This is a genomic window from Curtobacterium sp. MCLR17_059 (genome assembly GCF_003234665.1).
Taxonomy (GTDB): Bacteria; Actinomycetota; Actinomycetes; order Actinomycetales; family Microbacteriaceae; genus Curtobacterium; species Curtobacterium flaccumfaciens.
The window spans coordinates 108,570-134,487 of the sequence record NZ_QKSU01000001.1; the positions used below are offsets into that span (position 1 = coordinate 108,570).

At 70.1% G+C, this 25,918-nt stretch carries 28 protein-coding genes; 15 read left to right on the forward strand and 13 right to left on the reverse strand.

Features of this window, described 5'->3' with window-relative positions:
• Positions 1-4 precede the first annotated feature (4 nt).
• From DEJ12_RS00545 to DEJ12_RS00560, 4 genes are read left to right on the forward strand one after another with little or no spacing between them, the layout of a single operon-like run.
• Entirely contained in the window at positions 5-1,189 is a 1,185-nt protein-coding gene (locus DEJ12_RS00545) for an ROK family protein (protein ID WP_111028683.1), read from the forward strand.
• On the forward strand, positions 1,182-2,738 hold the full coding sequence (locus DEJ12_RS00550; RefSeq protein WP_111028684.1) for a M81 family metallopeptidase: 1,557 nt from the start codon (positions 1,182-1,184) through the stop codon (positions 2,736-2,738). The genes DEJ12_RS00545 and DEJ12_RS00550 overlap by 8 nt, the downstream gene beginning before the upstream one ends.
• Positions 2,735-3,472, forward strand: a complete 738-nt coding sequence (locus DEJ12_RS00555; RefSeq protein WP_071245156.1) for a copper homeostasis protein CutC — start codon at positions 2,735-2,737, stop codon at positions 3,470-3,472. The genes DEJ12_RS00550 and DEJ12_RS00555 overlap by 4 nt, the downstream gene beginning before the upstream one ends.
• A gap of 53 nt (positions 3,473-3,525) precedes the next feature.
• Complete coding sequence (locus DEJ12_RS00560; protein WP_111028685.1) at positions 3,526-4,758, forward strand: MFS transporter; 1,233 nt, start codon at positions 3,526-3,528, stop codon at positions 4,756-4,758.
• Positions 4,759-4,869: 111 nt separating this feature from the next.
• On the opposite strand, the gene DEJ12_RS00565 is transcribed toward DEJ12_RS00560, so the two are convergent.
• Positions 4,870-5,514 (reverse strand): metal ABC transporter ATP-binding protein, encoded by a 645-nt coding sequence (locus DEJ12_RS00565; RefSeq protein ID WP_258370543.1) that lies wholly within the window; start codon positions 5,512-5,514, stop codon positions 4,870-4,872.
• A 50-nt stretch (positions 5,515-5,564) separates the two neighbouring features.
• Between DEJ12_RS00565 and aztB the strand changes: the two genes are divergently transcribed.
• The 4 genes from aztB to DEJ12_RS00585 are packed head-to-tail and all read left to right on the forward strand — an operon-like array spanning position 5,565 to position 9,758.
• Positions 5,565-6,458, forward strand: coding sequence for a zinc ABC transporter permease AztB (gene aztB / locus DEJ12_RS00570; RefSeq protein ID WP_111028686.1), 894 nt, complete (start codon positions 5,565-5,567; stop codon positions 6,456-6,458).
• Positions 6,455-7,654: a YncE family protein gene (locus tag DEJ12_RS00575; RefSeq protein WP_111028687.1), complete on the forward strand. Its 1,200-nt coding sequence runs from the start codon at positions 6,455-6,457 to the stop codon at positions 7,652-7,654. The genes aztB and DEJ12_RS00575 overlap by 4 nt, the downstream gene beginning before the upstream one ends.
• Complete coding sequence (locus DEJ12_RS00580; protein WP_111028688.1) at positions 7,654-8,553, forward strand: metal ABC transporter substrate-binding protein; 900 nt, start codon at positions 7,654-7,656, stop codon at positions 8,551-8,553. Before DEJ12_RS00575 ends, DEJ12_RS00580 begins: the two co-directional genes overlap by 1 nt.
• A 26-nt stretch (positions 8,554-8,579) precedes the next feature.
• Positions 8,580-9,758: a hypothetical protein gene (locus DEJ12_RS00585; protein ID WP_111028689.1), complete on the forward strand. Its 1,179-nt coding sequence runs from the start codon at positions 8,580-8,582 to the stop codon at positions 9,756-9,758.
• 102 nt (positions 9,759-9,860) lie between these two features.
• Here DEJ12_RS00585 and DEJ12_RS00590 read toward each other — a convergent pair whose 3' ends face one another.
• From DEJ12_RS00590 to DEJ12_RS00605, 4 genes are all read right to left on the reverse strand, one after another.
• Positions 9,861-11,198 (reverse strand): ABC transporter substrate-binding protein, encoded by a 1,338-nt coding sequence (locus DEJ12_RS00590; protein WP_111028690.1) that lies wholly within the window; start codon positions 11,196-11,198, stop codon positions 9,861-9,863.
• Positions 11,199-11,260: 62 nt separating this feature from the next.
• Positions 11,261-12,211 (reverse strand): carbohydrate ABC transporter permease, encoded by a 951-nt coding sequence (locus tag DEJ12_RS00595; protein WP_228516621.1) that lies wholly within the window; start codon positions 12,209-12,211, stop codon positions 11,261-11,263.
• Entirely contained in the window at positions 12,208-13,122 is a 915-nt protein-coding gene (locus DEJ12_RS00600) for a carbohydrate ABC transporter permease (protein WP_027467229.1), read from the reverse strand. The genes DEJ12_RS00595 and DEJ12_RS00600 overlap by 4 nt, the downstream gene beginning before the upstream one ends.
• On the reverse strand, positions 13,119-15,152 hold the full coding sequence (locus tag DEJ12_RS00605) for a beta-galactosidase (RefSeq protein WP_111028691.1): 2,034 nt from the start codon (positions 15,150-15,152) through the stop codon (positions 13,119-13,121). Before DEJ12_RS00605 ends, DEJ12_RS00600 begins: the two co-directional genes overlap by 4 nt.
• A gap of 216 nt (positions 15,153-15,368) precedes the next feature.
• Here DEJ12_RS00605 and DEJ12_RS00610 point away from each other — a divergent pair, with 216 nt between their 5' ends.
• Positions 15,369-16,391 carry a LacI family DNA-binding transcriptional regulator gene (locus DEJ12_RS00610; protein WP_071245173.1) on the forward strand — a complete coding sequence of 341 codons (1,023 nt, stop codon included), beginning with the start codon at positions 15,369-15,371 and terminating at the stop codon, positions 16,389-16,391.
• Positions 16,392-16,475: 84 nt separating this feature from the next.
• On the opposite strand, the gene DEJ12_RS00615 is transcribed toward DEJ12_RS00610, so the two are convergent.
• Entirely contained in the window at positions 16,476-16,832 is a 357-nt protein-coding gene (locus DEJ12_RS00615; protein WP_027467232.1) for a VOC family protein, read from the reverse strand.
• An 82-nt stretch (positions 16,833-16,914) separates the two neighbouring features.
• The gene (locus tag DEJ12_RS00620; RefSeq protein ID WP_111028692.1) at positions 16,915-17,529 is read right to left on the reverse strand and encodes a GNAT family N-acetyltransferase; all 615 of its coding nucleotides are present in this window, start codon (positions 17,527-17,529) and stop codon (positions 16,915-16,917) included.
• Positions 17,530-17,617: 88 nt separating this feature from the next.
• On the opposite strand from DEJ12_RS00620, the gene DEJ12_RS00625 reads away from it, so the two are divergent.
• Together DEJ12_RS00625 and DEJ12_RS00630 are read left to right on the forward strand one after the other, a co-directional pair.
• Positions 17,618-18,250, forward strand: coding sequence for a TetR family transcriptional regulator (locus tag DEJ12_RS00625; protein WP_181433075.1), 633 nt, complete (start codon positions 17,618-17,620; stop codon positions 18,248-18,250).
• A 78-nt stretch (positions 18,251-18,328) separates the two neighbouring features.
• A complete protein-coding gene (locus DEJ12_RS00630) occupies positions 18,329-18,790 on the forward strand; it encodes a DUF4383 domain-containing protein (RefSeq protein WP_027467234.1) in 462 nt (153 codons plus the stop codon).
• A 61-nt stretch (positions 18,791-18,851) separates the two neighbouring features.
• Here DEJ12_RS00630 and DEJ12_RS00635 read toward each other — a convergent pair whose 3' ends face one another.
• Positions 18,852-19,583, reverse strand: coding sequence for an OBAP family protein (locus DEJ12_RS00635; protein WP_111029083.1), 732 nt, complete (start codon positions 19,581-19,583; stop codon positions 18,852-18,854).
• 89 nt (positions 19,584-19,672) lie between these two features.
• On the opposite strand from DEJ12_RS00635, the gene DEJ12_RS00640 reads away from it, so the two are divergent.
• Both DEJ12_RS00640 and DEJ12_RS17760 read left to right on the forward strand, forming a co-directional pair.
• Positions 19,673-20,494: an aldo/keto reductase gene (locus tag DEJ12_RS00640; RefSeq protein WP_111028694.1), complete on the forward strand. Its 822-nt coding sequence runs from the start codon at positions 19,673-19,675 to the stop codon at positions 20,492-20,494.
• Positions 20,495-20,650: 156 nt separating this feature from the next.
• The gene (locus tag DEJ12_RS17760; RefSeq protein ID WP_146245562.1) at positions 20,651-21,031 is read left to right on the forward strand and encodes a hypothetical protein; all 381 of its coding nucleotides are present in this window, start codon (positions 20,651-20,653) and stop codon (positions 21,029-21,031) included.
• Between the two features lie 50 nt (positions 21,032-21,081).
• Here the strand turns inward: DEJ12_RS17760 and DEJ12_RS00645 are convergent, their stop codons facing one another.
• The 4 genes from DEJ12_RS00645 to DEJ12_RS00660 all read right to left on the reverse strand — a co-directional run bounded on the left by DEJ12_RS00645 (position 21,082) and on the right by DEJ12_RS00660 (position 23,686).
• Positions 21,082-21,750 carry an amidase domain-containing protein gene (locus DEJ12_RS00645; protein WP_111028695.1) on the reverse strand — a complete coding sequence of 223 codons (669 nt, stop codon included), beginning with the start codon at positions 21,748-21,750 and terminating at the stop codon, positions 21,082-21,084.
• Entirely contained in the window at positions 21,747-22,448 is a 702-nt protein-coding gene (locus tag DEJ12_RS00650) for a hypothetical protein (RefSeq protein ID WP_111028696.1), read from the reverse strand. Before DEJ12_RS00650 ends, DEJ12_RS00645 begins: the two co-directional genes overlap by 4 nt.
• 235 nt (positions 22,449-22,683) lie before the next feature.
• Positions 22,684-23,271 (reverse strand): HEAT repeat domain-containing protein, encoded by a 588-nt coding sequence (locus tag DEJ12_RS00655; protein ID WP_111028697.1) that lies wholly within the window; start codon positions 23,269-23,271, stop codon positions 22,684-22,686.
• A 43-nt stretch (positions 23,272-23,314) separates the two neighbouring features.
• Entirely contained in the window at positions 23,315-23,686 is a 372-nt protein-coding gene (locus DEJ12_RS00660) for a hypothetical protein (RefSeq protein WP_111028698.1), read from the reverse strand.
• 182 nt (positions 23,687-23,868) lie between these two features.
• Here DEJ12_RS00660 and msrA point away from each other — a divergent pair, with 182 nt between their 5' ends.
• A complete protein-coding gene (gene msrA, locus DEJ12_RS00665) occupies positions 23,869-24,390 on the forward strand; it encodes a peptide-methionine (S)-S-oxide reductase MsrA (protein WP_027467243.1) in 522 nt (173 codons plus the stop codon).
• A gap of 18 nt (positions 24,391-24,408) precedes the next feature.
• On the opposite strand, the gene DEJ12_RS00670 is transcribed toward msrA, so the two are convergent.
• Positions 24,409-24,768 (reverse strand): UBP-type zinc finger domain-containing protein, encoded by a 360-nt coding sequence (locus tag DEJ12_RS00670; RefSeq protein WP_071404761.1) that lies wholly within the window; start codon positions 24,766-24,768, stop codon positions 24,409-24,411.
• Positions 24,769-24,945: 177 nt separating this feature from the next.
• Here DEJ12_RS00670 and ppk2 point away from each other — a divergent pair, with 177 nt between their 5' ends.
• Positions 24,946-25,854, forward strand: a complete 909-nt coding sequence (ppk2, locus tag DEJ12_RS00675; protein WP_111028699.1) for a polyphosphate kinase 2 — start codon at positions 24,946-24,948, stop codon at positions 25,852-25,854.
• Positions 25,855-25,918: the final 64 nt, after the last annotated feature.

Here is a 25,918-nt window from a genome sequence, read left to right on the forward strand (position 1 = left end):
AGTCGTGGCCGATCTCAGCGCCCGCGTCCTCGAGCTCGTCGCCTCGGGGCAGGCCGCCAGCCGGACCGAGATCGCGAAGGTGCTCGGAGCCGCCCCGTCGACCGTCTCGCACGTCGTCGGCCAGCTCCTGGAGCACGGGATCCTCGCCGAGGAGGGCACGGACGTCTCGACCGGCGGGCGCCCCCGCAAGGTGCTCCGCATCGGCGGCGTCGACGAGTACGCGGTCGCCGCGGACGTCGGTGGCGGCCACGCGCGCATCGGCGTGGTCCTGCCTGGAGGCGCGCTCGAGTCGGTCGCGAACGTCCCGTTCGCGCTCTCCGACGGTCCGACCGCCGGGCTCCAGCGCCTGGCCGCGCTGCTCGAGCGGCTCGCCGACGACCGTGGTCGCGAAGGACTGCGGGGCGTCGGACTCAGCCTGCCCGGGCCCGTCGACGTCGTCGCCGGGGTCGTGGACCTGCCGAGCCGGATGCCGGGGTGGAACGGGTTCCCCGTGGCCGCGTGGCTGAGCGACCGGTTCGGCCTGCCGGCGATCGTCGACAACGACGCGAACTGCATGGCGGCGGGTGAGCAGACCGTCCAGGATCCCGCTCGACGCCAGACCATCACGATCAAGGCCGGCTCGGCGATCGGCGCGGGCATCGTCATCGACGGTCGGCTCTACCGGGGGTCGACCGGTGCGGCCGGGGACATCACGCACGTGCGGATCGACGCCGCCGGGGACACCCCGTGCTCGTGCGGCAACACCGGATGCCTGGAGACGGTGGCGTCCGGCGCCGCCCTGGTCCGGATCCTGTCGAACGCCGGGGTCGACGTCGCCTCGACCGCCGACGTCGTCCGGCTCGCCTCGGACGCGCACCCCGAGGCCACCCGTGCCGTGCGGATGGCGGGCAAGTACCTGGGCGAGGTGCTCGCCGCCAACGTGAACTTCTTCAACCCGGACGCCGTCTACCTGGGCGGCATCCTGTCGACCCTCGACCCGTTCATCGCCGCCGTGCGGAGCCAGCTCTACGAGAGCTGCCACCCGCTGATGACCCAGCACCTGGCCATCGAGCCGGTGTCGCTCGGCGCCGACGCCGGGCTCGTCGGCGCCGGGCAGTTCGCGCTGCAGCGGGGCCTCGCCGCCTCGCTCGAGGATCTCTCCGCGCCCATCCCCCAGTCCACCACCAGGAACAGGAGCGTCCGTGTCTGAGACCGGTCCCGTCACTCCCGCCGCCCCCGCCAGCACCGCTGGTGCCCGTCGCCCGGTCATCGCCATCGCCGGGCTCGCCATCGAGACGTCGACGTTCACGCCGACCCGGACCCACGCCCCCGCGTTCCACCCGGACCGCGGCGACGAGGCCGTCGCCCGGTACCCGTTCCTGGCGACCATGGCCGACCGGGCGGACTTCCGCGGGGCGCTCATCGGGCACGCGCTGCCCGGCGGGATCGTCGACCGGGCGTCGTACGAAGCCCTGGCCGACGAGATCGTCGAGCGGCTGGGTGCGATGGGTCCGGTCGACGGGCTCTGGTACGACATCCACGGCGCGATGGTGGTCGAGGGGCTCGACGACGCCGAGACGGACCTGCTCGGCCGCATCCGCGCGGTCGTCGGCCCCGACGTCATCGTGTCCGCGTCGATGGACCTGCACGGCAACGTCACGCGCGAGCTCGCGCACCAGGTCGACCTCGTCACCTGCTACCGGATGGCCCCGCACGAGGACACCCTCGAGACGAAGGAGCGTGCCGTCCGGAACCTCGTCGACGTGCTCACCGAACGACCCGTCGGTGCGCAGCGACCCGTGAAGGCCTGGATCCCGATCCCCGTCCTGCTGCCCGGCGAGCAGACCTCGACCCGTCTCGAGCCGGCGAAGTCCCTGTACGCGCAGGTCCCGGTCGTCGAGCAGACCGAGGGCGTGCTCGACGCCGCGATCTGGGTCGGCTACGCGTGGGCCGACCAGCCCCGCGACCAGGCCGTCACCGTCGTCACCGGGTGGGACGAGGCAGCCGTCGCCGCCGGTGCCGAACGGCTCGCCCGCGCGTTCTGGGACGTCCGCGAGGACTTCGTCTTCGTCGCCCCCACCGGCACGTTCGAGGAGTGCCTCGACGCCGCGCTCGCCCCGGGCGCCGCGAAGCCGTACTTCGTCTCGGACTCGGGCGACAACCCCACGGCCGGCGGCTCCGGGGACATGACCTGGGGGCTGACGCAGGTGCTCGCCCGCCCCGAGTTCCAGGACCCGTCCGGCCCGACCGTCATCTACGCGAGCGTGCCCGGACCGGCCGCGGTCGCCGCGGCGGTGGACGCCGGCGTCGGTGCGACGATCACCGTGACCGCCGGTGCCGAGGTCGACCACGTGCATGCCGGCCCGATCACGATGACCGGCCGGGTGCACGCGATCAAGCACGGCGACCGGGACGCCGAGACCGAGGTCGTGCTGCAGGTCGGCAGCGTCTTCGCGATCCTGACGAAGCTGCGGAAGCCGTACCACCACGAGCACGACTTCACCGACCTCGACCTGGCACCGCGGCAGGCGGACGTCGTCATCGTGAAGATCGGGTACCTCGAACCGGAGCTGTTCGACATGTCCGCCGACTGGATGCTCGCGCTCACCCCGGGCGGTGTCGACCAGGATCTGCTGCGCCTCGGGCACCACAGGATCGAGCGGCCGATGTTCCCCTACGATCGAGTGTTCCCGACGGCACCGGACCTCCGCGCCCGCATCGTCCCCGCCTCCAACGAACCGCTCGGAGCCCCTGCATGAGCACCACCGCCGCACTCGAGATCGCCGTGACCTCTCCGGCGGGTGCGATCACCGCGCGGGACGGCGGCGCCGACCGCGTCGAACTCTGCGTCGGGCTCGAGCTCGGCGGGCTCACCCCCTCGCAGGCCCTGGTCGAGACGACCCACGAGACCGGGATCCCGGCGCACGCGCTGGTCCGCTGCCGCCCGGGCGGGTTCGTGCACTCCCCCGACGAGGTCGAGCTCATGGTGCGCGAGGTCCGCACGGTCCTGCGCTCCGGGGCCGCCGGTGTCGTGGTCGGAGCCCTGCGCCCCGACCGGACCCTCGACGAGGACGCCCTCCGCCGCTTCGTGGACGCCGCCCGGTCGGTCAGCGCCACCGCCGAGGTCACCCTGCACCGCGCGATCGACCACGCGACCGATCCCGTCGCCGCAGCCGGATCGCTCGCTGCGCTCGGGTTCACCCGCGTCCTGACCTCGGGCGCCGCCCCCACCGCGGTCGCCGGCGCCGAGACGATCGCCCGCATGGTCGAGGCCGCCGGGCCCGTGCAGGTGATGGCCGGCGCCGGGGTCACCCCCGCCGACGTCCGCGCACTGCTCGCCACCGGCGCCGCCGCCGTGCACCTGTCGGCCAAGCGTCCGGCCGCGGACAGCACGCACGCCGGGGTGCCGATGGGCGCCGGGGACGACGGCTCCGCGCACTTCGTCACCGACGCCGAGGTCGTCGCGGCCGCACGGCGCGCGCTCGACGCCTGACCCGCTCGCCGTCACACGGGAATGGCGGCCGCCGGAACCCGCTTGACGCCCCCATGACATCGTCAGCAGCGCGCCGCGGGTGGCTCAGCGTCACGTCCGTCGCACTCGGGTCGTTCGTGCTCGTCCTGTCCGAGTTCCTGCCCATCGGGCTGCTCCCCGCCATCGCCGACGACCTGGACGTCGGCATCGGCACCGCCGGCCTGATGGTCGTCGCCACCGGACTGGTCGGCGCCGTCGCGGCACCGGTCGTCACCGTCCTGACCTCGCGGCTCGACCGCCGGGTGGTGCTCGTGTCCCTGACCGTGCTGCTCGTCGTCGCCGACGGCCTCGCCGCGATCGCGCCCTCGTTCTGGGTGCTGCTCATCGCACGGATGCTGCTCGGTGTCGGCATCGGTGGTTTCTGGGCCATCGGTGCCGGGATCGCCGGGCGACTCGTCCGGCCGGAGCTGACGATCCGCGCGACCTCGCTCATCACGGCCGGCGTCTCCGTCGCGACCGTCGTGAGCCTGCCGCTCGGCGCCCTGGTGTCGTCGCTCGCCAGCTGGCGCCTCGGCTTCGTGATCGGTGGGGCGCTCGGTGTCGTCGCGCTCGTCCTGCAGCTGGCGATGCTGCCGAGGATCCCCGCGCAGCAGCGGGTGCGGTTCGCCACGCTCGGGTCGCTGCTCCGCGTCCCCCGTGCCCGGGTCGGGCTCATCGCCGCAGCCTTCGTCTTCGCGGCCCAGTTCGCCGCGTACACCTACATCGCGCCGTACCTGCAGCAGCTCGTCGGCGTCGGCCCGGACACCGTGACGATCGCGCTGCTGGTGTTCGGCGTCGCGGGCATCGTCGGCAACTTCGCCGCCGGCTTCACGCTCGACCGCAGTGTCCTCGGCACCATCGGGGCGTCGAAGTTCGTGCTCGCGGCGGCCGTCGTGCTGCTCCCGCTGCTCGCCCACTCCGTCGTGGGGGTCTTCGTGCTGCTCGTCGTGTGGGGCTTGGTGTGGGGTGCGCTGCCGCTCGGGATGCAGACGTGGATGTCGACGGCGTCGCCGGCCGGGTCCGAGACCGGGCTCGCGCTGTTCGTCACGACGATCCAGCTCGCGATCGCCGCCGGTTCGGTGCTCGGTGGGGCCGCGGTGTCGTCGTTCGGTCTGGCTGCCGACTTCTGGCTGGCCGGCGGGGTCGCGATCGTCGGTGCCGTGGTGCTCGTCGCGATGGGGCTGCGGAAGTCGAGCGCCGTGCCGGCGGTCGAACCGGTCGCGGCCGACGCGACGCCGACCGGCCCGGTGGCCGTCGCCTGCCCCTGACCGCCGTTCCGGGGCCCGCGGAACACCGGTGTTCGTGCTCTGAACACGCGCAAACCGCGGTTCAACGGGTGAACACCGGTGTTTTGCGGAATCGGCACGACGGACGCAGGGTCAGGTCAGCGTGACGATGCGGTCGGCCGCAGCGATCGCCGCCGGGTCGTGGGCCGCGTGCACGACCACGACGCCGGCTGCGGCCTCGTCGGCGAGCGCCGCCACCACGAGCGCCGCTGACTCGGCATCCACGCCGGCGGTCGGTTCGTCGACCAGCAGCACCCCGGCCCGCTGGGCCAGCCCGAGCGCGACGAGCGTCCGCTGACGCTGCCCGCCCGACAGCTCTTCGATCGGCCGATCGGCAAGGTCCGTGATCGCCATCCGCTCGAGCTGCGCGTCGACGATCGCCCGGTCGGCGCGTCCGAGCGGCCGCCACCACGCGCGGTGCCGCCACCGCCCCATCGTGACGGCCGCGCGGACGGTGAGCGGGAGCGCGGTCGGCGGTACGGACTGGGTCACGTAGGCGACGCCGTCGGACGGGAGGCCCGTCACCCGCCCGGTGGTCGGCCGCACGACGTCCGCGACCACGTCGAGCAGCGTCGACTTGCCGGATCCGTTCGGTCCGGTGAGCGCGGTCACGACCCCGGCGGGGAACGTCACGTCGAGCCTGTCGAGGACGGTCCGGTCGCCGAGGACGGCCGTCACCCGGTCCAGGTGGACGGCGGATCGGGGCTCGGCGGGGTCGGTCGGCTCGGTCGCAGGCACCTGAGCACGCTATCAGTATCGATACTCGTTTTCATGTAGCGTCTCGGACCGTGACCTGGCTGACCGATCCGTTCTCCGTCGACTTCATGCTGCGCGCCCTGGTCGGCGGCTCCCTGGCGGCGGTCCTCTGCGCCGTGGTCGGCACGTGGCTGCTGGTCCGGGGCATGGCGTTCCTGGGCGAGGCGCTCTCGCACGGCATGCTGCCCGGCGTCGCGATCGCCACCCTGACCGGGATCCCGCCGGTGCTCGGTGCCGCGGTGAGCGCGGGCGTGATGGTGCTCGGCGTCGGGGCGCTGCGTCGTCGTGCTCGACTGTCGTACGACACCTCGATCGGCCTGCTCTTCGTCGGGATGCTCGCACTCGGCGTGATCATCGTGTCGTCCTCGCGGTCGTTCGCCACCGACGTCACCGCGATCCTGTTCGGCGACGTCCTCGCCGTCACCCGGGCCGACGTCGGCGGCCTCGCGATCGCCGCAGCCGTGGCCCTGGCCGTCGCCGTGGCGTTCCACCGGCCCTTCACCGCACTGGCGTTCGACACCCGCAAGGCCACGACGCTCGGCCTGCACCCACGACTGGCCGAGGTCGTGCTCATCGGGCTCGTCACCCTGGCGGTCGTCGCCTCGTACCGGGCCGTGGGCACCCTGCTCGTCGTGGGCCTGCTGCTCGCGCCGGCGGCCGCCGCCCGCGCCTGGACCCGGCACGTGGCCTCGACGATGCTCCTCGGCGCCGGCATCGGTGCGGCCGCCGTGCTCGTCGGACTCCTCGTCTCCTGGCACGCCGGCACCGCCGCCGGCGCGAGCATCGCCGCGGTCGCCGTCGGCGGCGTCGTGGTCTCACGCGCCCTGGCCGCCGTCGTCCTGCGGCGCACCCCGATCCCCACACCGGCGCGCGCGGCCGCGCCGGCAGCACCACGATCCGCCGCACCGTCTCGAGAGGGAGCATGAAGCACTCGACCACCAGCCGCGCCCCCGCGCGCCTCCTGTCCACCATCGGCCTCGCCACCGGCCTGGCCCTCACCGTCACCGCCTGTTCCACGGGCACCCCGTCGGCCGACAGCTCGACCGGCACCGCCCGTCCTCACGGTTACGTGGCGGGCGCGAGCGAGTCCCAGGAACCCCAGGTGCGCCTCCTGGCCGTGTCGGCGACCGGCGCGACCGCGCTGCACGACCTGCTCACCGAGGAGACCACCGAACTCGACGACGTGAACGCACCGGAGCACTCGGCGACCGACGGCCGGTTCCTCGTGACGAGCGATGCCGACCGCACGACGATCGTCGACGGCGGGTCCTGGACCGTCGACCACGGCGACCACACGCACTACTACGCAGCCGAGCCCCGGGTCGTCGGCACGATCGACGGCGGTGGCCGGGTCGAGGTGCACTCGTCCGAGACCATGACGACGATCACCTGGCCGGACCGCGCCGAGGCCGTCGTGCTCGACCGCGAGGCACTGGGCCAGGGCAAGGTCGACGAGACCGCCCGGATCGACGCGAGCGTCCTGCTGCCGATGGGCGAGCAGCTCGTGGCGGCCGACGGCGACACGGTCCGCGTGCTCGACGCGGACGGCGAGGCGACCGACGCCGCCGACACCGCGCAGACCTGCACCGACCCCGCCGGCGGGATCGTCACCCGCGCCGGTGCCGTCGTGGGCTGCGCCGACGGAGCGGTCGTGGTGGACGACGCCGGCGAGACCTCGTTCGTCGACCTGCCCGACGGCGCCGAGCGTTCGACCGCCTTCGCCGCCCGCGCCGGACGGCCCACCGTCGCCGGGCTGGCCGGCACCACCGGGTTCTGGCTGCTCGACGTGCGCGAGCGCTCCTGGCGGCTCGTGCCGACCGAACGGCCCCTGCGCGCCGTGGTCGCGGTGGACGACGAGGACGAGCACGTCGTCGGGGTCGACGACTCCGGGCGGGTGGTCGTCGTGACCGCCTCGACGGGGAAGGTGTCCACGACGACGGCGCTCATCGACATCGGCGCAGACGACCCCGCGCCGATGCTGCAGCTCGACGCCCAGCGCGCCTACGTGGCCGACCCCGCGGACGGCACCGTGCACGAGATCGACTACGCCGACGGCGCCCGGGTCGCCCGCACGATCGAACTCCCCGTCGCCCCCGTCGCCTTCGCCGAGGTCGGACTGTGATGCGCACCAGGGCCCTGACCGCGGGTCTCGTCGCCGCGGCCGTCGCCCTCGTCGCCACGGGGTGCACCACCGCCGGCTCCGACCGACCCCTCGTCGCGGTGACGACGAACATCCTCGGCGACGTCGTCAGCGAAGTCGTCGGGGACGAGGCCGACGTCATGGTCCTCATGCCCCCGGGCGCCGACCCCCACTCGTTCGAGGTCTCCGCGCAGGAAGCCGCACGACTGCGGAGCGCCGACCTGGTGCTCGAGAACGGGCTCGGGCTCGAAGAAGGGGTCGCCCGTCACGTCGCGGCGGCGGCCGAGGACGGCGTGCCGGTCTCCACCGCCGGGGACGCATTCGACCCGCTGGAGTGGACCACCGAGGACGACAGCGGCCCCGACCCGCACTTCTGGACCGACCCCGCCCGGATGGTCGACGTGGTCGAGGCCCTCGACCAGGACCTGCGCGACGCCGGCATCGAGCCGACCGGCACCGACGCCTACCTGGACGAGCTCCGCGACCTGGACGACACGATGACGACCGCGTTCCGGACCGTGCCCGAGGAACGCCGGGCGCTCGTCACGAACCACCACGTGTTCGGGTACCTGGCCGACCACTACGGGTTCCGGGTCGTCGGGGCGGTGATCCCGAGCGGGACCACCCTGGCCTCCCCGAGCGCCGCCGACCTGCGCGACCTGGCCGACGCCATCGACGAGGCGGGGGTCCGGACGATCTTCGCCGACGCCTCGCAGCCCGCACGACTGGCCGAGGTGCTCGCGGAAGAGGTCGACCTGCACGTCGAGATCCGACCGCTGGCGACGGAGTCCCTCACCGAGGACGGCGACGCCTCCACCTACCTCGGCATGATGCGCTCGAACACCGAGGCCATCGTCGACGGCCTGTCGATTGGTAATTGAGAATGAGAATCAATACAGTGAGCGGCATGACGAACACGAAGACGCTCCGGGCCGCGTGGCCCGCCGCCCTGCTCGGCGCGGCCGCCCTGGCCCTGACCGGGTGCGCCACGAACACCGACGCCGGGTCCGACACCACTGCGACCCCGAAGGCCGACGGGACCCGCATCACCCTGACCTACGACGGCGGCCTGCTCGTCCTCGACCAGGACCTGCGAGTGGTGGCCGACGACGCGATCGACGGCTTCACCCGGGTCAACCCGGCCGGTGACGGACGCCACGTGCTCGTCACCGTGCCCGAGGGCTTCCGGGTCCTCGACACCCAGGCTGAGCCGGCCCTGACCGACGCGGTCTTCCCCGCCGACACCGGTGGCCACGCGGTCGTCCACGGCGACCGCACCGCCCTGTTCGCCGACGGCACCGGCGACGTGACGACGTTCGACCACACCGAGCTCGACGGCGCCGACCTGCCCGAGGTCGAGACGACGAAGTCCGAGGCCGCCCACCACGGCGTCGCGATCGAGCTCGAGGACGGCACGCTCCTGACGACCATCGGCACCGAGGAGAGCCGCTCCGGCGTGCTCGCCCTGGACGCCGACGGCACGGAGACCACCCGGTCCGAGGAGTGCCCCGACGTGCACGGCGAGGGTGCGGTCAAGGGTGAGGTCGCGGTGTTCGGCTGCACCGACGGCGCCCTGGTCTACCAGGACGGCGCGTTCGAGAAGATCGACGCCCCGACCGAGTACGGCCGCACCGGCAACCTGTTCACCACCGAGGACTCGTCCGTCGCCGTCGGCGACTACAACGACGACCCCGACAGCGAGGGGTACCTGCTCGACCAGATCGCCCTGATCGACGCGGCCTCGGGGAAGTACACCGTCGCGGACATGCCCGACGGCGTCGGCTTCACGTTCCGCGACCTGGCCCGTGGCCCCGGCGACGAGGCCGTCGTGCTCGGCGACGACGGTGCCCTGCACACCTTCGACGAGACGACCGGCGAGCAGCTGGAGTCGTACCCGGTGATCGACGCGTGGGAGGGCCCGACCGAGTGGCAGGACGCCCACCCGGCCCTGAAGGTCGAGGGTGACGTCGCCTACGTCACCGACCCCGCCGAGCGGAAGATCCACGCGGTCGACCTCACCACCGGGAAGGTCATCGCCTCGAGCGACGAGTTGCCGGGCGTGCCGAACGAGATCGCGGTCGCGTAGGGCTGGAAACGACCCGAGACGGACAGGAGGCCCGTGGCGATCCCGCCACGGGCCTCCTGTCCGTCGTCAACGCGTGGACCGCGCGACGTCAGCCGCCGTCCGTCAGCCCTTGACCGGGATCGACTGCGCCTTGAGCGCCGCGATGGTCTTGGACTGCCCGGACTCGAGCGCCTCGCTCAGGGTGCCCGAGCCGGACGCCGCCTGCCCGAAGCCGTCGGACACGTCCGAGTAGGTCTGCGTCATCGTCGGACCCCAGGTGAAGGGCTGGATGTCCTTCGCCGCGGTGGCGAACTCCTCGTAGATCTTCTGGCCGCCGTAGAAGTCGAGCCCCTCGGTCAGAGCCGGCAGGTCGGCGCCGGTGGTCGAGGCCGGGTACAGGTTGGCCTCCTTGTTCAGTGCGGAGAGCGCCTCGGTCGAGGTGTTCAGCCAGACCAGGAACTTCGACGCCTCGGCCGGGTGCTTGCTGCCCGCGAAGACGACGTTCGACGAACCGCCCCAGGCGGCCGACTTGGTCTCGCCGGACTTCCACTGCGGCATCGGAGCGACGGCCCACTTGCCCGAGGTCGACGGCGCACCGCTCGAGATGGTGTTCGCACCCCAGACCGCGGAGACCCAGGTCCAGTCCTTGCCGCTGTCGTAGGCGTTGTTCCACTGGTCGGTGAAGCTCGGCAGGGTGTTGACGAGCTTCTTGTCGATCAGGTCCTGCCAGTAGTCGGCGACCTTCTTCGACGCGGCGTCGTCCAGGTTGACCTTCCAGTCCTGGCCCGAGTTCTCGAACCACTGGCCGCCGGCCTGCGAGACGAGCCCGGCGAACTGGTTGACGTCACCCTTGGCGAAGTTGGTGATGTTGCCGCCGAGCTTCTTGATCTTGACGGCGTCCTCGGCGTACTCCTCCCACGTCTTCGGGGCGTCGAGGCCGGCCTTCTCGAACAGGTCCTTCCGGTAGTACAGCGCCATCGGACCGGAGTCCTGCGGCACGGCGTAGACCGACTTCGACTCACCGAAGGTGACCTGGTTCCACAGGCCGTCGGAGAAGTCCTTCTTCGCGTCGCTGATGCCGGCGCACGCGCCGATGTCCTCGAGGCCGCCCTGCACGCGGAACGCCGGCAGGGTGTCGTACTCGACCTGGCCGATGTCCGGCGCCTGCTTGGCCTTCAGCTGGTTGAAGAAGTTCTGGTAGGTGCCGCTGTTGCCGTTCGCGACGATCGAGACCTTGACCTGGATGTCCGGGTTGGCCTTGTTCCAGATCGCGACGACCTTGTCCATGTTCGGCACCCAGGTCGTGAAGTCGAGGGTGACCTTGCCGTCCGAGGGCTTGCAGCTCGCGGCCGCGGTGTCGGATCCACCGCCGCTGCTGCTGCCACCGGTGCTGCAGCCGGCGAGGGCCACGGTGGCGGCCACGGCGATCGCGGCGACGCTGAGGAACTTCGTTGTCTTCATGCTGTTTCCGTTCGGATGTGGTGTGGGGAGAGCTGGTGCGGGAAGGGGTGCGGGTCGAGGGGCTACTTCAGGCCGCCGGAGCCGAGGCCGGAGCGCCAGAAGCGCTGCAGGCTCAGGAAGGCGATGAGCAGCGGGATGATCGAGACGAACGACCCGATGAGCACGAGGGTGCGCAGGTCCGGGTACTGGTTCACGCTCGAGTTCCACGTGTAGAGGCCGAGGGTGACGGGGAACAGCGACGAGTCGCGGAGCATCACGAGCGGCAGGAAGAAGTTGTTCCACACGGCGACGAACTGGAACAGGAAGATCGTCACGAGCGCGGGCGACATGAGCCGCACGGCCACGGTGAAGAACGTGCGGACCTCGCCGGAGCCGTCGATTCGCGCGGCCTCGATGATCTCGTCGGGCACGCTCGACGCCGCGAACAACCGCGACAGGTAGACGCCGAACGGGCTGACGATGCTCGGCAGGAACACCGACCAGAACGTGTCGGTCAGGTCGACCTGGCTGAAGATGAGGAACAGCGGCAGGGCCAGGGCGGTCGCCGGCACGAGCACTCCGCCGAGGAACACGTTGAACAGCACCTCGCGGCCGCGGAACCGGTACTTGGCCAGGGCGTACCCGCACATCGCGGAGAGCACGGTGCCGAGCAGGCCGGCGACCCCGGCGTAGGCGATGCTGTTCAGCAGCCAGCGCAGGTAGATGCCGTCCTGCCGCGTGAACAGCTCGACGAGGTTGCCGAAGAAGTCCTGCACCGAGGTGGCGCTGAACCACAGCGAGAACGTCGAGTTGAAGTTCGCAGCGGTCTTGGTGGACGAGACCAGCAGCCAGAAGATCGGCAGCAGGAAGTAGAGGGTGAAGACCCCCATCACGATCATCGCGGCGCTGCGCGAGATGACGCTCTCACGGGGACCGCGCGCTCCGCGCTGGTGCGGACGGGAGGCCCGGTTCGGTTCGAGCGGTCGGCCGACGTCGCGGACGAGGTCACCTTGGGACGGGGCGTTGACGGTCATTCGGCGGCCTTCCGCTGGGTCAGTCGGAGGAACCCGATCGACAGGACGAACGTGGCGACGGCGAGGACGACCGAGAACGCCGCGGCGAGGTTGAAGTTCGGCACCGAGGACGTCGAGTAGACGAGCATGTTCGGCGTGAACGTCGACGAGATGGTCGAGGTGAACTGGCGGAACACGGTCGGCTCGGTCAGCAGCTGCAGGGTGCCGATGACGGAGAACACCGCGGTGAGGACGATGGCCGGCACCACGAGCGGGATCTTGATCGACAGGGCGATCCGGAGCTGGGACGCACCGTCGAGCTTCGCCGCCTCGTACACCTCGGCGGGGATCGCGAGGAGCGACGAGTAGATGATGAGCATGTTGTAGCCGACGTAGACCCAGGTCACGACGTTGGCGACGGCCCACAGCACGGTGCTGCCGCCGAGCAGGTCGACCCGCGAGGTCACGGCGGAGAACGGCGACAGGTCGGGGGCGTAGAGGTAGCCCCACATGATCGCGGCGATGACGCCGGGCACCGCGTACGGCGCGAAGAACGCCAGGCGGAAGAACCGCTTGCCGCGCAGCAGCGGGGAGTCGAGCAGCAGGGCGAACAGGAGCGCGAGCCCGAGCATCACCGGCACCTGCACGACACCGAACAGCAGCACGCGGAGCACGGAGCTCCAGAACTCGCCGTCCTGGAACACCAGGGCGTACTGGCTCAGGCCGCCGAAGACCTGCGTCGGGGCGCCGAACGTGCCCTGCCGCTCGATCTTCTGCAGCGACTCCCACACGGCGTAGAGGATGGGGACCAGGTAGAACGCCGTGAACAGGACGGCGAACGGCAGGACGAAGATCGCGATCGCGCGGCGGTAGCGGAACCCGCCGCCCCGGCGTCGTCGGGTCGCGCTGGGCGACTGTGCGGTGGTGGTCATGAGCGGTTCCTGTCGGTGCGGATGATCTGGGTCCCGCCGGGGGCGATGGCGGTGGTGCCGGTGACCGAGCGGTCGGCGACGAGCTCGTGGCCGACCTCGTGGTGCTCGACGGTGCGGTCGGAGTGGTTCAGCAGGAAGACCCACTCGTGGGTGTCGTCCCGGCGACGAACGACCTCGAGTCCGGGGCGGACGGCGGGGTCGGCGCGCACCCCGGCCTCGTCGAGGACGCGGTGGACGAACCCGCCCAGCGCACGGGCGTCGAGCACCGTGGACGTGTACCAGGCGGTCCCGGTGCCGTGCTCGTTGCGGGTGACGGCAGGACGGCCGGCGAGCGAGCCCTCGGCGTAGTCGACGACGCTCGTCGCACCGCGCAGCTCGACCGGTTCCGACCAGACGCTGCCGGTCGTGCCGTCGGACAGCGCGATCGTGGCGTCGGCGGCGAGCGGGAGGAACTCGTCCACCCGCACGCCGAGCAGGTCGCGGAAGGCGCCGGGGTAGCCGCCGGTGCGGACGCGGTCGCGCTCGTCGACGATGCCGCTGAAGCAGCTGACGATCGCGTGCCCACCGCTGGCGACGTGGTCGGCGATGACGGCCGCGTGCTCGTCGCGGACCAGGTACAGCTCGGGGACGACGACGAGCGCGTACCCGTCGAGCGGTGCCCCGGGGGCGACGACGTCGACGGTCACGCCGAGGTCCCAGAGCGCGGCGTGGAAGGCGTGGACCTGCTCCAGGTAGCGGAGCGCGGTGCTGGGGTGGGCCTCCAGGTCGGCCGCCCACTGGTTCTCCCAGCTGAAGACGAGCGCGACGTCGGCGACCACGCGTGAGCCGCGCAGCTCGCCGAGCCGCTCGACCAGGGCGCCGAGCGCGACCACGTCGTGCCACGTCCCCGACTCGGTGCCGGCGTGCGGCAGGAGTGCGGAGTGGAACTTCTCGCTGCCCTGCACGGACGCGCGCCACTGGAAGAAGCAGACCCCGTCGGCCCCGCGGGCGATGTGCGCCGCGGTGTTCCGGAGCATCTCCCCCGGGGCCTTCGCGACGTTGTGCGGCTGCCAGTTCACGGCACCCGTCGAGTGCTCCATGAGCAGCCAGGGGGCGCCGCCGGCCAGGCCACGCGTGGTGTCGGCGGCGAAGGCGAGCTCGACGTGCGGCCGGGGCAGACGGTGGTCCAGGTAGTGGTCGTTCGCGATGACGTCCATGTCGCCGGCCCACGACCAGTAGTCGAGCGCCGTGATGTGCGCGGCGACCATGAAGTTCGTCGTGACGGGCTTGTCGCTCAGCTCGCGCAGGACGGCGGCCTCGGCGCGGTGGTGGCCGAGGAGCTCGTCGGACGAGAACCGGTCGAAGTCGATGGTCTGCGCCGGGTTCGTGAACGACAGCGTCGCGCGGGGCGGCAGCACCTGCTCCCACGCGGAGTAGCGCTGGCTCCAGAACGAGGTGCCCCAGGCGGCGTTGAGTGCGTCGACCGTGCCGTACCGGGCCTGCAGCCAGCCGCGGAACGCCTGGGCGGAGACGTCGCAGTAGCAGTGTGCGTTGTGGCAGCCGAGCTCGTTCGACACGTGCCAGAGCCGCACGGCGGGGTGGTCGCCGTAGCGCTCGGCGGTGGCGCGGACCAGGGCGAGGGCGTGCTCGCGGTAGATCGGCGAACTCGGGCAGAACGCCTGGCGGCCACCGGGCCAGCGGGTGGTGCCGTCGGCGACGACGGGCAGGACCTCGGGGTACCGGGTGGTGAGCCACGGCGGCGTCGAGGCGGTGCCGGTGCCCAGGTCGACCCCGATGCCCGCGCCGTGCAGCAGCTCGATGACGGTGTCGAGCGCGGCGAAGTCGTACTCGCCCTGACGGGGTTCGACGTGCGACCAGCCGAAGACGTTGATCGCGACGAGGTTCACGCCGGCCTCACGCATGAGCCGGACGTCCTCGACCCACACCTCGGGGTCCCACTGCTCGGGGTTGTAGTCGCATCCGAACGCGAGGCCCGTCGAGCCGAGGCCGAGCGCGCCGGTGGCGGTCGTCGGCAGGGTGGTGGTCGTCACGGGGATCCTCGCTGATCGGGGCGACCCCGGCCGCCTCGGTCGCGTGCGACCCCTTCGACGGCGAAGGCCACCCAGTGTTCTGGGAGCGCTCCCAGTCCACACCGGCCGATCGGGGCCGAATGTTTCTGGGAGCGCTCCCAGATCAAACACCAGCGGCTGCACCCTGTCAACTGCGAGGCGTTCCGAGGGCTCCTCAGTGGCGGATATGGTTGCCCCATGTCCGAGGTCCGATCCGCTCGTCAGCGCGCCACGATCCAGGACGTCGCCGACGAAGCGGGGATGTCGCGCGGCACCGTCTCACGGGTGCTCAACGACGAGCCGTACGTGTCGCCGAAGGCGCGCGAGGCCGTGCAGGACGCCGTCCGACGCGTCGGCTACGTGCGCAGCGCCGCCGCCCGCAGCCTGGTCACCCGGCGGTCCGGGGCGATCGCGCTCATCGTCCACGAACCCTCGGTCGTGGTGCTCGACGACCCCAACATCGGCAACATCCTGATCGGCACGAACGCCGTGCTGTCCGACGCCGACCAGCAGCTCGTCACGATCATGGTCGACTCCGCCCGTGACAGCGAGCGCGTGGTCGAGTACCTGCGCGGCGGGTTCGTCGACGGCGCCATCGTGCTGTCCGCCCGTGACGGCGACCCGATCACCGGCGCGATCGAGGAGATCGGCATGCCCGCGTGCTTCGTCGGGCACCCGTCCGACGCCGCGAACATCTCGTACATCGGTATCGACAACCGCGCCGCCGCCGAGCAGATCACCCGGCGACTGGTCGACACCGGTCGACGCCGGATCGGGATGCTGGCGTCGGGGCTCGACCGCGACTCCGGCCAGGACCGTCTGGCGGGGTTCACCGCGGCACTCGGCGAGCGCTTCGACCCCGACCTCGTCGCCCGGAACCCCCTGTTCAGCTACACCGCCGGCGCCGAGGGCATGCGCGAGCTGCTCGAGCGAGCCCCGGACATCGACGGGGTGTTCGCCGCGTCGGACGCGGTCGCCGCCGGTGCGATGGACGTCCTGCAGCGCAGCGGCCGGAGCGTGCCGGGTGACGTCGGTGTGGTCGGGTTCGACGACAGCGCCTGGGCGCTGCGGTGCGACCCGCAGCTGTCGACGGTGCGGCAGCCGGCGCGCCTGCTCGGCGAGCAGGCGGCACACCAGGTCCTCGAACAGATCGGCGGAACCGACGACGGTCCACGCGGTCTGCTGTTGCCGACGGAGGTCGTCTGGCGCGGGTCCGCGTAGCCGGCCGCAGGACGGACTGGAGGCCCGTGGCGGCGTCGCCACGGACCTCCAGTCCGTCGATGGGTGCGTCCCGCACCCGCTGGGTCAGCCCTGCGGCGGCGAGTAGAGCTGCAGGTCGTTGCCCTCGCTGTCCTTGAAGGGGATGATCTTGCCCCACGGGTGCTCGCTGATCTCGCCCTGGATGTCCGCGCCGCGCTCCTTGAGCGCGGCGACCTCGTCCTCGATGCTGCCGTCCGGCTGGAACGACACGACGGCGCCGCCGTCGCTCGCCTGGCTGGCGGACTCGCGCCCGTTCAGGCCGATCATCAGGCCGCCGGCGTCGATCTCGCTCCAGTCGTCGGACTGGTCCTTGACGGTGAGACCGAGCGTGTCGCGGTAGAACGCGACGGCGCGCTCCATGTCGCTGACCGGGACCCAGACTGCTGCGACTCCACTTGCCATGGTGTTTCCTCTCGTCGTGGTGTGCCGTGGACGGTAGGCAGCGCTCGTGCACGCCGGTACAGGGTCGATGTCCCCCGGCGGTTCAGCCGGCGGCCGGACGCCACATGCTGATCGGGGTCGCCGCGCGGAACCCCGCGATCGGCGCACCGTCGGCGAACCCGTGCCGTCGGTACAGCCGGCGGTTCACCGGGGTGGAGGACTCCAGGTACGCGCCGTCCGACGTCCGGTCCGCGCGCTCGAGTGCGTGGCCGAGCAGCAGTCCGCCGATGCCCCGACCACGTGCTGACGCCGACACCCCGATCTCGGCGAGGTACCAGTGCGGGGCGACCGGTCGGGCGCGCTCCATGCGGCGCAGGTGGGCCACCGCGCGGAGTGCCCCGCCGAGCCCCAGGGTCCGGAGGAACGCCGGCACCTGCCGCACGAAGGCCCGGACGCCTCCGGGCTGCCGACCGGGTGCCTGCCAGAAGGCGGCGCCGACCACGCGGTCACCGATCGTGGCGACGTCCACCCGCCGCGCGGGCATCGGCACCGACCGGATGAGCGCGGCGAACAGTCCGGTCAGCACGGCGGGGCGGTCCTCGCCGGGTCGCGGCGGGCGGAACTCGGCGAGGACCGGATCGGCGGCGAAGGCCTCGGCGAGGACGGCCGCGGCCGCCTCGAGCTCGGCGGGTCCTGCTGCTCGGACGACGGTCTCCATGCTGACTCCTCGGGTGCTCGATGATTTGGCCACGTGGCCGACTTCATCTTCACGGCCGGTCCTGCACGCGCCCCGTACGCTTCCTGTGATGACCGAGGACCAGCAGTCGCGCGGGTACCGCAGCCGACAGGACCGCCGTGCGGAACTGCTCGACGCCGCCGCCCTGGTCGTGCGGGACGACGGCCTGCGCGGCCTCACCACGCGGGCCGTCGCCGCTCGCGCCGGCGTCGCCCACGGTGTCGTGCACTACGTCTTCGGTGCTCGACGCAACCTGGTCGTCGCGCTGCTCGAACGGCAGGCACGTGCGGTCCTGCCGCCGGTGCTCGCGGCCGCCGACGAGCACGACGACCTCGCCGCCGCGCTCGAGGCGGGGATCTCCGCGTACCTCGACCTGGTGCGGCGCGAGCCCGAGCGGTTCCGGGTGCTCGAAGCCCTGAGCGCGACGTCCCTCGCCCCGGACGGCGACGGGGACCTGCTCGACGCCGAACGACGGCTCTGGCGCGACGGCGTGGTCGCCGGGATCGAGCGCTGGACCGCACGGCACGGGGCGACGCCGTCCGAGCCCGTGCCCGTGGTCGCCGACGCCGTGATCACCCTGGTGGACGGGCTCGCCCGCGCCGCGTGGAGCGATCCGGACGGCACCGCGACCGCCCGATCGCGGGCGTTGCTGGTGCGCGGATTGACCACCGCGGTGACCGCCGCCGTGATCACCGAGCACTGACCTGCAAACCGACCGGGGAAGCGCTCCGAATGTCATGTGTGCCGCACACTGCGGCGCGTACAGAAAAGAGGGCTGATCATGACCAGCAGCGCAGCAACCGCACGCACCACCTCCGGTTCGACGTGGACCCAGCGGGGCGCGTTCGTCTTCGGTGTCGTCTTCCTGATCGTCGGCATCGCCGGGTTCATCCCCGGACTCACCATGGACATGGGCTCGATGTCCATGGCCGGCCACGGCTCCATGGCCCTGCTCCTGGGCCTGTTCCAGGTGTCCGTCCTGCACAACATCGTGCACCTGCTCTTCGGCATCGTCGGGCTGCTCGCCGCCCGGCGTGCAGCCTCCGCACGCCTGTACCTCGTCGCCGGCGGCATCGTCTACGCGGTGCTCTTCGTCTACGGGCTCTTCACCGCGGGCATGGCCGGTGGCGCGAACTTCGTGCCGCTGAACAGCGCGGACAACGTGCTGCACGCCTTCCTGGCCGTCGCGATGATCGTGCTCGGGTTCGTCCTGCCGCGGATCGGGACGCGCACCGCGCGCTGAACCGCAGCACACACCGGACGGGAGGCCCGTGGCGACACCGCCACGGGCCTCCCGTCCGTCGTCAGGGACGTCCGTCGTCCGCGTCGACGACGCCCGGGGTCGGGGTGGTGCCGGTGAAGGCGTCGCGCATCGTGCCGACACCGCGCTGCGGGTGGGCGCGGTCCAGGTACTTCGCCCGCGACTCCTTGCGCGGTTCCGGATCGGTGCGCATCGCCTGGTTCCGGTCCTGCTGCAGCGCGCTGTCCACCTCGCCCTCGCGGTTGAACGACCACATGAGCATCGGATCGCCGATCGGCAGGTCGTGTGCGGGCTGCGAGCCCATCGGGGTGCTGTGCCAGGTGTGCCAGGTCTTGCCGTACGAGTTCACCAGGTGCCCCATCAGCTCGGTCTCCACCGCGATCGGCAGGCCCGGAGCGACGAGTTCACCGGAGAACACCTCGTGGTTGTGCGGGTGCCACGACGCCTGCTCGTCCTCGGGCAGGGAGTCGAACAGCCGCTCGGACACGATGTACTCGATGCCGATCAGGTTCGCGTCGGCGGTGTTGCCGTCGAAGAGCACGCACTGCAGCATCTCGGCGTTCACCACCTTGCAGAAGTGGTGCGCCTCCATCTGCACGTCGGGCTCGCCCTTCACGCAGTGGAACCCGACCACGTAGACGTCGAAGCCCCGCAGCGGCGCTGAGGTCTGCAGCACGGCGGCGCCGCGGTCGAGCAGGGCGAGCTCGAAGCCGCCGGCCGCTCCGGGCGGGGTGACACCGGTCTTCCGGTCGTGCACGGTGGGGTTCAGGGGCATGCGGGCGTCCTTCCGTCCGTTCGAGGTGGGCGCCATGCAACCCGGCAGCCCCTCGGAACGCTGTGCGGTTGCGGCGTACTGTCCGCTGCATGCCCGCACTCATCGACACGTTCACCCTGTCCAACGGTCTGCACATCCCGAAGATCGGCTTCGGCACCTGGCAGATCCCGTCCGGCTCCGACGCGTACGACGCCACGAAGACCGCCCTCGACCTCGGCTACCGCCACATCGACACCGCCCTGGCGTACGGCAACGAGGCCAGCGTCGGCGAGGCCGTCCGCGACAGTGGCATCCCCCGCGACGAACTCTTCATCACCACGAAGCTGCCGGCCGAGATCAAGACGGCCTCGGGCGCCCGCGACGCCTTCGAGGAGTCGAGCCGCAACCTCGACCTCGGACACGTCGACCTGTACCTGATCCACGCGCCGTGGCCCTGGAGCGACATGGGCTCCGACCACCGCGACGGCAACGTCGAGGTCTGGAAGGTCTTCGAGGAGCTCTACGACGCCGGCCGCACCAAGAGCATCGGTGTCTCGAACTTCGCCGTCGCCGACCTCGAGGACCTGCTCACCCGCACGGACGTCGTCCCGCACGCCAACCAGATCCGCTGGTTCATCGGCAACACCCAGGACGAGACAACCGCCTTCGACCGCGAGCACGACATCCTGACCGAGGGCTACTCCCCGCTCGCCACCGGTGGCCTGCTCGAGAACGAGCAGATCGCCGAGATCGCAGCGAAGTACGACAAGACCGTCGCTCAGGTCGCGATCCGCTACCTGCTCGAGAAGGACGTCCTGCCGCTGCCGAAGTCCACGACCCCGTCACGCATCGCCGAGAACGCCGACGTCGACTTCGTGCTCGCCGCCGAGGACGTGGCCGCACTCGACGCACTCGAGGACACTGCGAACTGACGCGACCCCACCCGGACTGGAGGCGCGGTGCCAGCTGGCACCGCGCCTCCGGTCGGTACACGGCCGAGCGCGACCACCAGCACGAGCGGGACCAAGGCCGTGACGACGGTAGCCGATGAGGGTAGTAGCGTTCGAGTACCTACCCAGTGGAGACCAATGCCGAACCTTCCTGCCGCCAGCCGTGGTCCGCTCATGCAGCTTGTGGCGGTGAATTTTGCAAGCATTCTTGTAATTGCGATCTTCGCGCAGGGATCCTTGACAAGAGGTACGTACACCATCCATGTTCTACAAGCGCGATTCCCAACGCTTCCAGCAATCGTCTTGTGCGTGCTGACGGCGTTGCTCGCAGTGATGGTGCTGCAACGCCGTTGCCAGCTGTCGACAGCAACATGGATCATCATTGCAGTTGCTGCTTTACTGTGCGTCTTTGCTAATGTCTACACTCAAAGTTGGTTACTTGGGTGGGACCAGTGGAGCGGCGCCGACGTGGCACCCTGGTGGAGTAATACACGTGCCGATACCTACGAAGCGCATTAGTAAGGCGGCGAGCATCACGCTCGCCGCCTTGCTGCTTACTGACTTTCCTGTCACCAACCATCGTTGATGCGAATAAGGACCGTCTTCATCTTCTTCTTGATCTTGGGATCCTTTTCGGTCTGGTAGCCCCAGTTCCACGGAGAACCGTCACGGTCGGTCGTGTGCTGGGCGATGTAGTCACCCTTCCCCCCGGTGATCGAGCGGTAATTCTTCTTCGTGTGACTGTCGACGATGTTCGCGAACGTCCCGTTGCCGGTTTCGATCGACAGGTGGCTCCATCCAGAGCCCTTGCCCCAGTCGTACATGTACAGGTCGCCCTTTTTAGCTGCGGTGAACGCGCCATCCATGTTTACGGAGAGAACAGTCGATCGGCCTTTCTCGTTCAAGAACTGACGCATCTTGGGGACCTGGACCCAGCTGTTCGTGTAGTTGTCACGAGTGAGCCATGCCCAGGTAGCACCCTTGCCCTGATACATGGTCTTACCCCCGGCCCACAGAGTCTGGGAGACGAAGTTCGTACAGTCAGCGCCCATGCTCTTGAACTTGCTGTTGCGGCACGACGTTTTCTCGTTGCACGAGTACTTTTGCGCATATTCGGCCGCGGCAGTGCGGTTGTAAGTGCCCGCAGCAGTTGCCGGGGCTGCGACCGCGACGCCGAGGAACAGCGCCAGGACGACCGTGAGCAACTGCGCTGCTCGAAGTGACAGTTTGCGGATCATCCCTGGTCTCCATTCGACGGCACGGCGGAGTAGCTACTGAGGTGATAATGGCCTTCTTTGTCAGCGTGATTGAAGCGGAGGCTCCACTGTTCATCAGGGTCGTCCACCCATTCACCGTCGGGTTCCTGGTAGCTCTGGTGTCCGATGAGTAGCGCAGTTCCGCTGTTGTTCGTCCAGCGGATGCCCTGCCACTCGGTGACCGTGAACCTGTTGTTGGTGTAAAGCCACGCCTCGTCCGGGTTCGTAATCGCTGACCGAAGCCCTTCGTTGTAGGTGGCGAGCTGTTGGTCGACCTGGGCAGCCGTGTAGTTGTACTCGATGGTCTTCTTGCGAGCGGCTACCGCGTCGTCGTTGAGAGCCGCGGCGAGCTGCGTATCTTGGTCGGACGCCACCACGGTCTTCGGGAGCCTTCCCGGTGCGACTGAACCAGTCATCATCTCTTCAATTGCGTACTGCTGGTCGAGGATGTTCAGCTGGAAGCTGTTCGACTGGTTTGTCGTCGCCGCTGCCTGTGCCGGTGTATCAGTGATGACATCTGCAGAGACATCCGTCGGCGTTGGAGTGGACTCCATCGCCGCCTGCTTCGCTGGATCATCCGCGATCTCTGTCCCACTATCGTCCGCGTGAGCTACGACGACAGCCCCCGCACCGACAAGGAAGGCAGCCAATGCTGCCGAGATGAAGAGTTTGTTCTTCATAGCACCCCATTTGAGAATTGGTGATTAACACCAATCCTGAGAGTGCACTATGAGTATCTCACGACACACCCCCTACTTCAGGTGTCAAAGTTAGTTACCCATACCAACGAATCGTTCACATTGGGCACCTCTATAGGAACCGACGACGGCCATACGCATCGAACGCCTGGGTTCTCGTGCGTGACGACGGTGTCATCCGGCATTCGTGCGGTTCCTTTCGTAAGCGCGGCGCGCTTCATCCGATCTTCCGCAGCCCGAGCGCAGCCTTCTTCCGCACCCACGGGCGATCGTCGGTCAACTTCTCCTCGAACGCCGCCCGCGCTCGCGGGTTCGGCCGCTTGCTCAGCGCGAACACCGCGTGACCGCTGATGTCGTGGTCGTCCATGAGCTGCAGGAGGACGTCGACCGCTTCGGGCCGCTTCGACTTCCCCAGCGCGAGGGCCACCATCTGGCGAGCGCCTCCGTACTGAGGATCGAGCGCGAGCGCTGCCACGTCATCGAAGTAGGTGTCCACGTACGCGGCCTCGATCGCGTTCCCCGCCGCCCAGCGCGTGCCCGCTTCGTCAGTGAAGTTCCGGAACGCCTCGACCAGCGCCGGCATCGCGGTCCCCTTCGCGGATGGATTGCTCAACGCCCGAGCGAGGTCCTGTTGCATCGCTGGCGTCGTCGCTTTCCGCAGCCATTCGATCAGCAGGGGAACCGCGTCCTTGTACCGGACACCGGCCTGGGCGAAGGCGGACAGGTTCGAGAAGTCGTACCCCAGCGCTCGGAGGTCGGCCAGGATCGCCGACTGCTCGGCGGCTTCTTCTGGAGTGAACGGCATCAGGTCCTCGGGAGGGTGGGGCGGCGATTACGGTTCACGACCGTCATCGGATCGACAGATCGATCGCGACGACACCGAGCACGAAGATCAGGACGATGACCACGAGGCCGATCGTGGGTATCAGCACCTGTCGCCGCACCGTGGGAGCACCGGACGCCCCGATGACCCAGGTCGTGATCGCGACGACGAGTGCGAGGAGCGGCACGAGGAACTGTGCGGTCTCCCCGACGGCGTACGAACACCGCATCGTCTCGTCGGAGCCACACGGGGTGTACTGCAGCTGCGCGGCGAGCATCCCCGGCAGCGAGCCGATCGCCACGAACACCTCGAGGAAGACGAGGAAACAGAACGCGAGTCCGAGCAGCCACCAACCAGGTGGACGGCGCTGGACTTCGTCGATGGATGACCGCTTCATGTGAGGCTGACCGTACCGCAGGGGTGACACGGAGCACGGACTCGTAGGGTCGAGTCGTACCGACCGCACACCCGGGTGGGTCCGTGCCCCACAGCGGACCTGACGACGGGAACAGATCGTCCCTGTTGCCGGTTGCACCACACGGTGTCGCAGCCAGTGACACGAGAGCCCAGGAGGCCACCATGACCACCACCGAGACCGCCATCCTCGCCGGCGGATGCTTCTGGGGAGCGCAGCAGCTCCTCCGTCGTCGTCCCGGCATCGTCAGCACCCGCGTCGGCTACTCCGGCGGCGACGTGCCGAACGCGACGTACCGCAACCACGGCGACCACGCCGAGTCGGTCGAGATCGTCTTCGACCCGTCCCAGATCTCGTACCGGGACCTGCTGGAGTTCTTCTTCCAGATCCACGACCCGTCGACGAAGGACCGCCAGGGCAACGACATCGGTCGCAGCTACCGTTCGGCGATCTTCTTCACGACCGACGAGCAGAAGCAGGTCGCGCTCGACACCATCGCGGACGTCGACGCGTCGGGCATCTGGCCCGGCAAGGTCGTCACCGAGGTCACCGCGGCCGGCCCGTTCTGGGAGGCCGAGGACGAGCACCAGGACTACCTCGAGAAGAACCCGCACGGCTACACCTGCCACTTCGTGCGTCCGGGCTGGAAGCTCCCGCACCGCGACGAGGCGACCGCGGCCGTCTGACCTGACGACCGCCGCGGATCAGCGCGATCCGCCGAGCAGTTCCAACCAGTCCCCGGGAAGGCGATCCGCCGGCCCGGGGACTGCCTGCGTCACGGGGTGGCTGGTGGGGGCAGCGAGCTCGAGCCCCTCGGAGCGGGTGTCGTCGCGGTAGTCCCAGGCCCAGGTCTCGCCGGGCTCGTAGCTCTGGATGACCGCGTGCCCGGTCTCCTCCCAGTGCCGCGTCGCGTGCGTGTTGAGCGAGTCGTCGCAGCAGCCGACGTGGCCGCACGCCGCGCAGCGGCGCAGGTGCACCCACCACGAACCGGTCGCGTCGCACTCGACGCACCCGTCTCCGCTCGGTGCGATCTCGGGGTGGATCATCTCGGCCTGGTCCGTCATGGCCCCATCATGCCTGTGAAGGGCCACATGCGGTCGGGAGGCACGGGGCGGGCCCGCACCGCGCCTCCAGGCCGTCATCGGGTCGCGTCCAGGGCGAGGCGTGGGGCGGTCGTGCGGGTGGCCGGGCCAGGATGGCCCTGGGGCCGACAGCCGATCGGCTCGCAGAGGGAGGACACCGTGGACACAGCGCCGTACTCGCAGCCGTTGCGGGAGTACATCGAACAGCTGCGGACCGAGGGGTACAGCGTCGCGGACGGCCAGACGGCCGACCCGGAACTGATCGACCCGCACGGCAACCCGGTGCTCACCTGGCAGGATGACTACCCGTACTCGGAGCGCCTGCCGCGGGACGAGTACGAGTACCAGAAGTACCTGCTGCAGATCGAGCTGCTGAAGTGCCAGTACTGGCTCGAGGACACCGGTCAGAAGGTCGTGGTGCTCTTCGAGGGGCGTGACGCCGCGGGCAAGGGCGGCACGATCAAGCGGTTCACGGAGCACCTCAACCCCCGGACCTCGCGCGTCGTGGCGCTGAGCAAGCCGACCGAGCGCGAGCGTGGTGAGTGGTACTTCCAGCGGTACGTGCAGCACCTGCCGGCCGCCGGTGAGATGGTCCTGTTCGACCGCTCCTGGTACAACCGTGCCGGCGTCGAACGGGTGATGGGGTTCTGCAGCGACGACGAGTACGAGTCGTTCATGACCCAGGTGCCGCAGTTCGAGCGGATGCTGGTCGACTCCGGCATCCACCTGACGAAGTTCTGGTTCTCGGTGACCCGGCGCGAGCAGCGGACCCGGTTCGCGATGCGCCAGCTCGACCCGGTGCGGCGGTGGAAGCTGTCCGACATCGACCTGCTGTCGCTCGACCGGTGGGAGGACTACACCGAGGCGAAGACGGCGATGTTCACCCGGACGAGCAAGCGCTACGCGCCGTGGACGATCGTGCGGTCGAACGACAAGAAGCGTGCGCGGCTCAACGCGATGCGGTACTTCCTGACGCAGTTCGACTACCCGGGCAAGGCCGCCGACGTCATCGGCAAGCCGGACCCGCTCATCGTCCGCCGCGGCAAGCGGGACGTGGACGTCGAGTGACCCCCACGGGTGATCCCCCACCGGTGATCCCCCGCCGCTGATCCGCCCGCCGACTCGGAACGTT

Coding starts and splice junctions, on each gene's coding strand:
- msrA (WP_027467243.1), top strand. CDS start 23,869: ATGACCACCACCGAGACCGCCATCCTCGCCGGCGGATGCTTCTGGGGA.
- DEJ12_RS17760 (WP_146245562.1), top strand. CDS start 20,651: ATGCCGAACCTTCCTGCCGCCAGCCGTGGTCCGCTCATGCAGCTTGTG.
- DEJ12_RS00640 (WP_111028694.1), top strand. CDS start 19,673: ATGCCCGCACTCATCGACACGTTCACCCTGTCCAACGGTCTGCACATC.
- DEJ12_RS00670 (WP_071404761.1), bottom strand. CDS start 24,768: ATGACGGACCAGGCCGAGATGATCCACCCCGAGATCGCACCGAGCGGA.
- DEJ12_RS00650 (WP_111028696.1), bottom strand. CDS start 22,448: ATGAAGAACAAACTCTTCATCTCGGCAGCATTGGCTGCCTTCCTTGTC.
- DEJ12_RS00610 (WP_071245173.1), top strand. CDS start 15,369: ATGTCCGAGGTCCGATCCGCTCGTCAGCGCGCCACGATCCAGGACGTC.
- DEJ12_RS00585 (WP_111028689.1), top strand. CDS start 8,580: ATGACGAACACGAAGACGCTCCGGGCCGCGTGGCCCGCCGCCCTGCTC.
- DEJ12_RS00595 (WP_228516621.1), bottom strand. CDS start 12,211: ATGACCGTCAACGCCCCGTCCCAAGGTGACCTCGTCCGCGACGTCGGC.
- DEJ12_RS00660 (WP_111028698.1), bottom strand. CDS start 23,686: ATGAAGCGGTCATCCATCGACGAAGTCCAGCGCCGTCCACCTGGTTGG.
- DEJ12_RS00625 (WP_181433075.1), top strand. CDS start 17,618: ATGACCGAGGACCAGCAGTCGCGCGGGTACCGCAGCCGACAGGACCGC.
- DEJ12_RS00555 (WP_071245156.1), top strand. CDS start 2,735: ATGAGCACCACCGCCGCACTCGAGATCGCCGTGACCTCTCCGGCGGGT.
- DEJ12_RS00620 (WP_111028692.1), bottom strand. CDS start 17,529: ATGGAGACCGTCGTCCGAGCAGCAGGACCCGCCGAGCTCGAGGCGGCC.
- DEJ12_RS00575 (WP_111028687.1), top strand. CDS start 6,455: ATGAAGCACTCGACCACCAGCCGCGCCCCCGCGCGCCTCCTGTCCACC.
- DEJ12_RS00560 (WP_111028685.1), top strand. CDS start 3,526: ATGACATCGTCAGCAGCGCGCCGCGGGTGGCTCAGCGTCACGTCCGTC.
- DEJ12_RS00580 (WP_111028688.1), top strand. CDS start 7,654: ATGCGCACCAGGGCCCTGACCGCGGGTCTCGTCGCCGCGGCCGTCGCC.
- DEJ12_RS00655 (WP_111028697.1), bottom strand. CDS start 23,271: ATGCCGTTCACTCCAGAAGAAGCCGCCGAGCAGTCGGCGATCCTGGCC.
- DEJ12_RS00630 (WP_027467234.1), top strand. CDS start 18,329: ATGACCAGCAGCGCAGCAACCGCACGCACCACCTCCGGTTCGACGTGG.
- DEJ12_RS00635 (WP_111029083.1), bottom strand. CDS start 19,583: ATGCCCCTGAACCCCACCGTGCACGACCGGAAGACCGGTGTCACCCCG.
- DEJ12_RS00590 (WP_111028690.1), bottom strand. CDS start 11,198: ATGAAGACAACGAAGTTCCTCAGCGTCGCCGCGATCGCCGTGGCCGCC.
- DEJ12_RS00600 (WP_027467229.1), bottom strand. CDS start 13,122: ATGACCACCACCGCACAGTCGCCCAGCGCGACCCGACGACGCCGGGGC.
- DEJ12_RS00645 (WP_111028695.1), bottom strand. CDS start 21,750: ATGATCCGCAAACTGTCACTTCGAGCAGCGCAGTTGCTCACGGTCGTC.
- DEJ12_RS00615 (WP_027467232.1), bottom strand. CDS start 16,832: ATGGCAAGTGGAGTCGCAGCAGTCTGGGTCCCGGTCAGCGACATGGAG.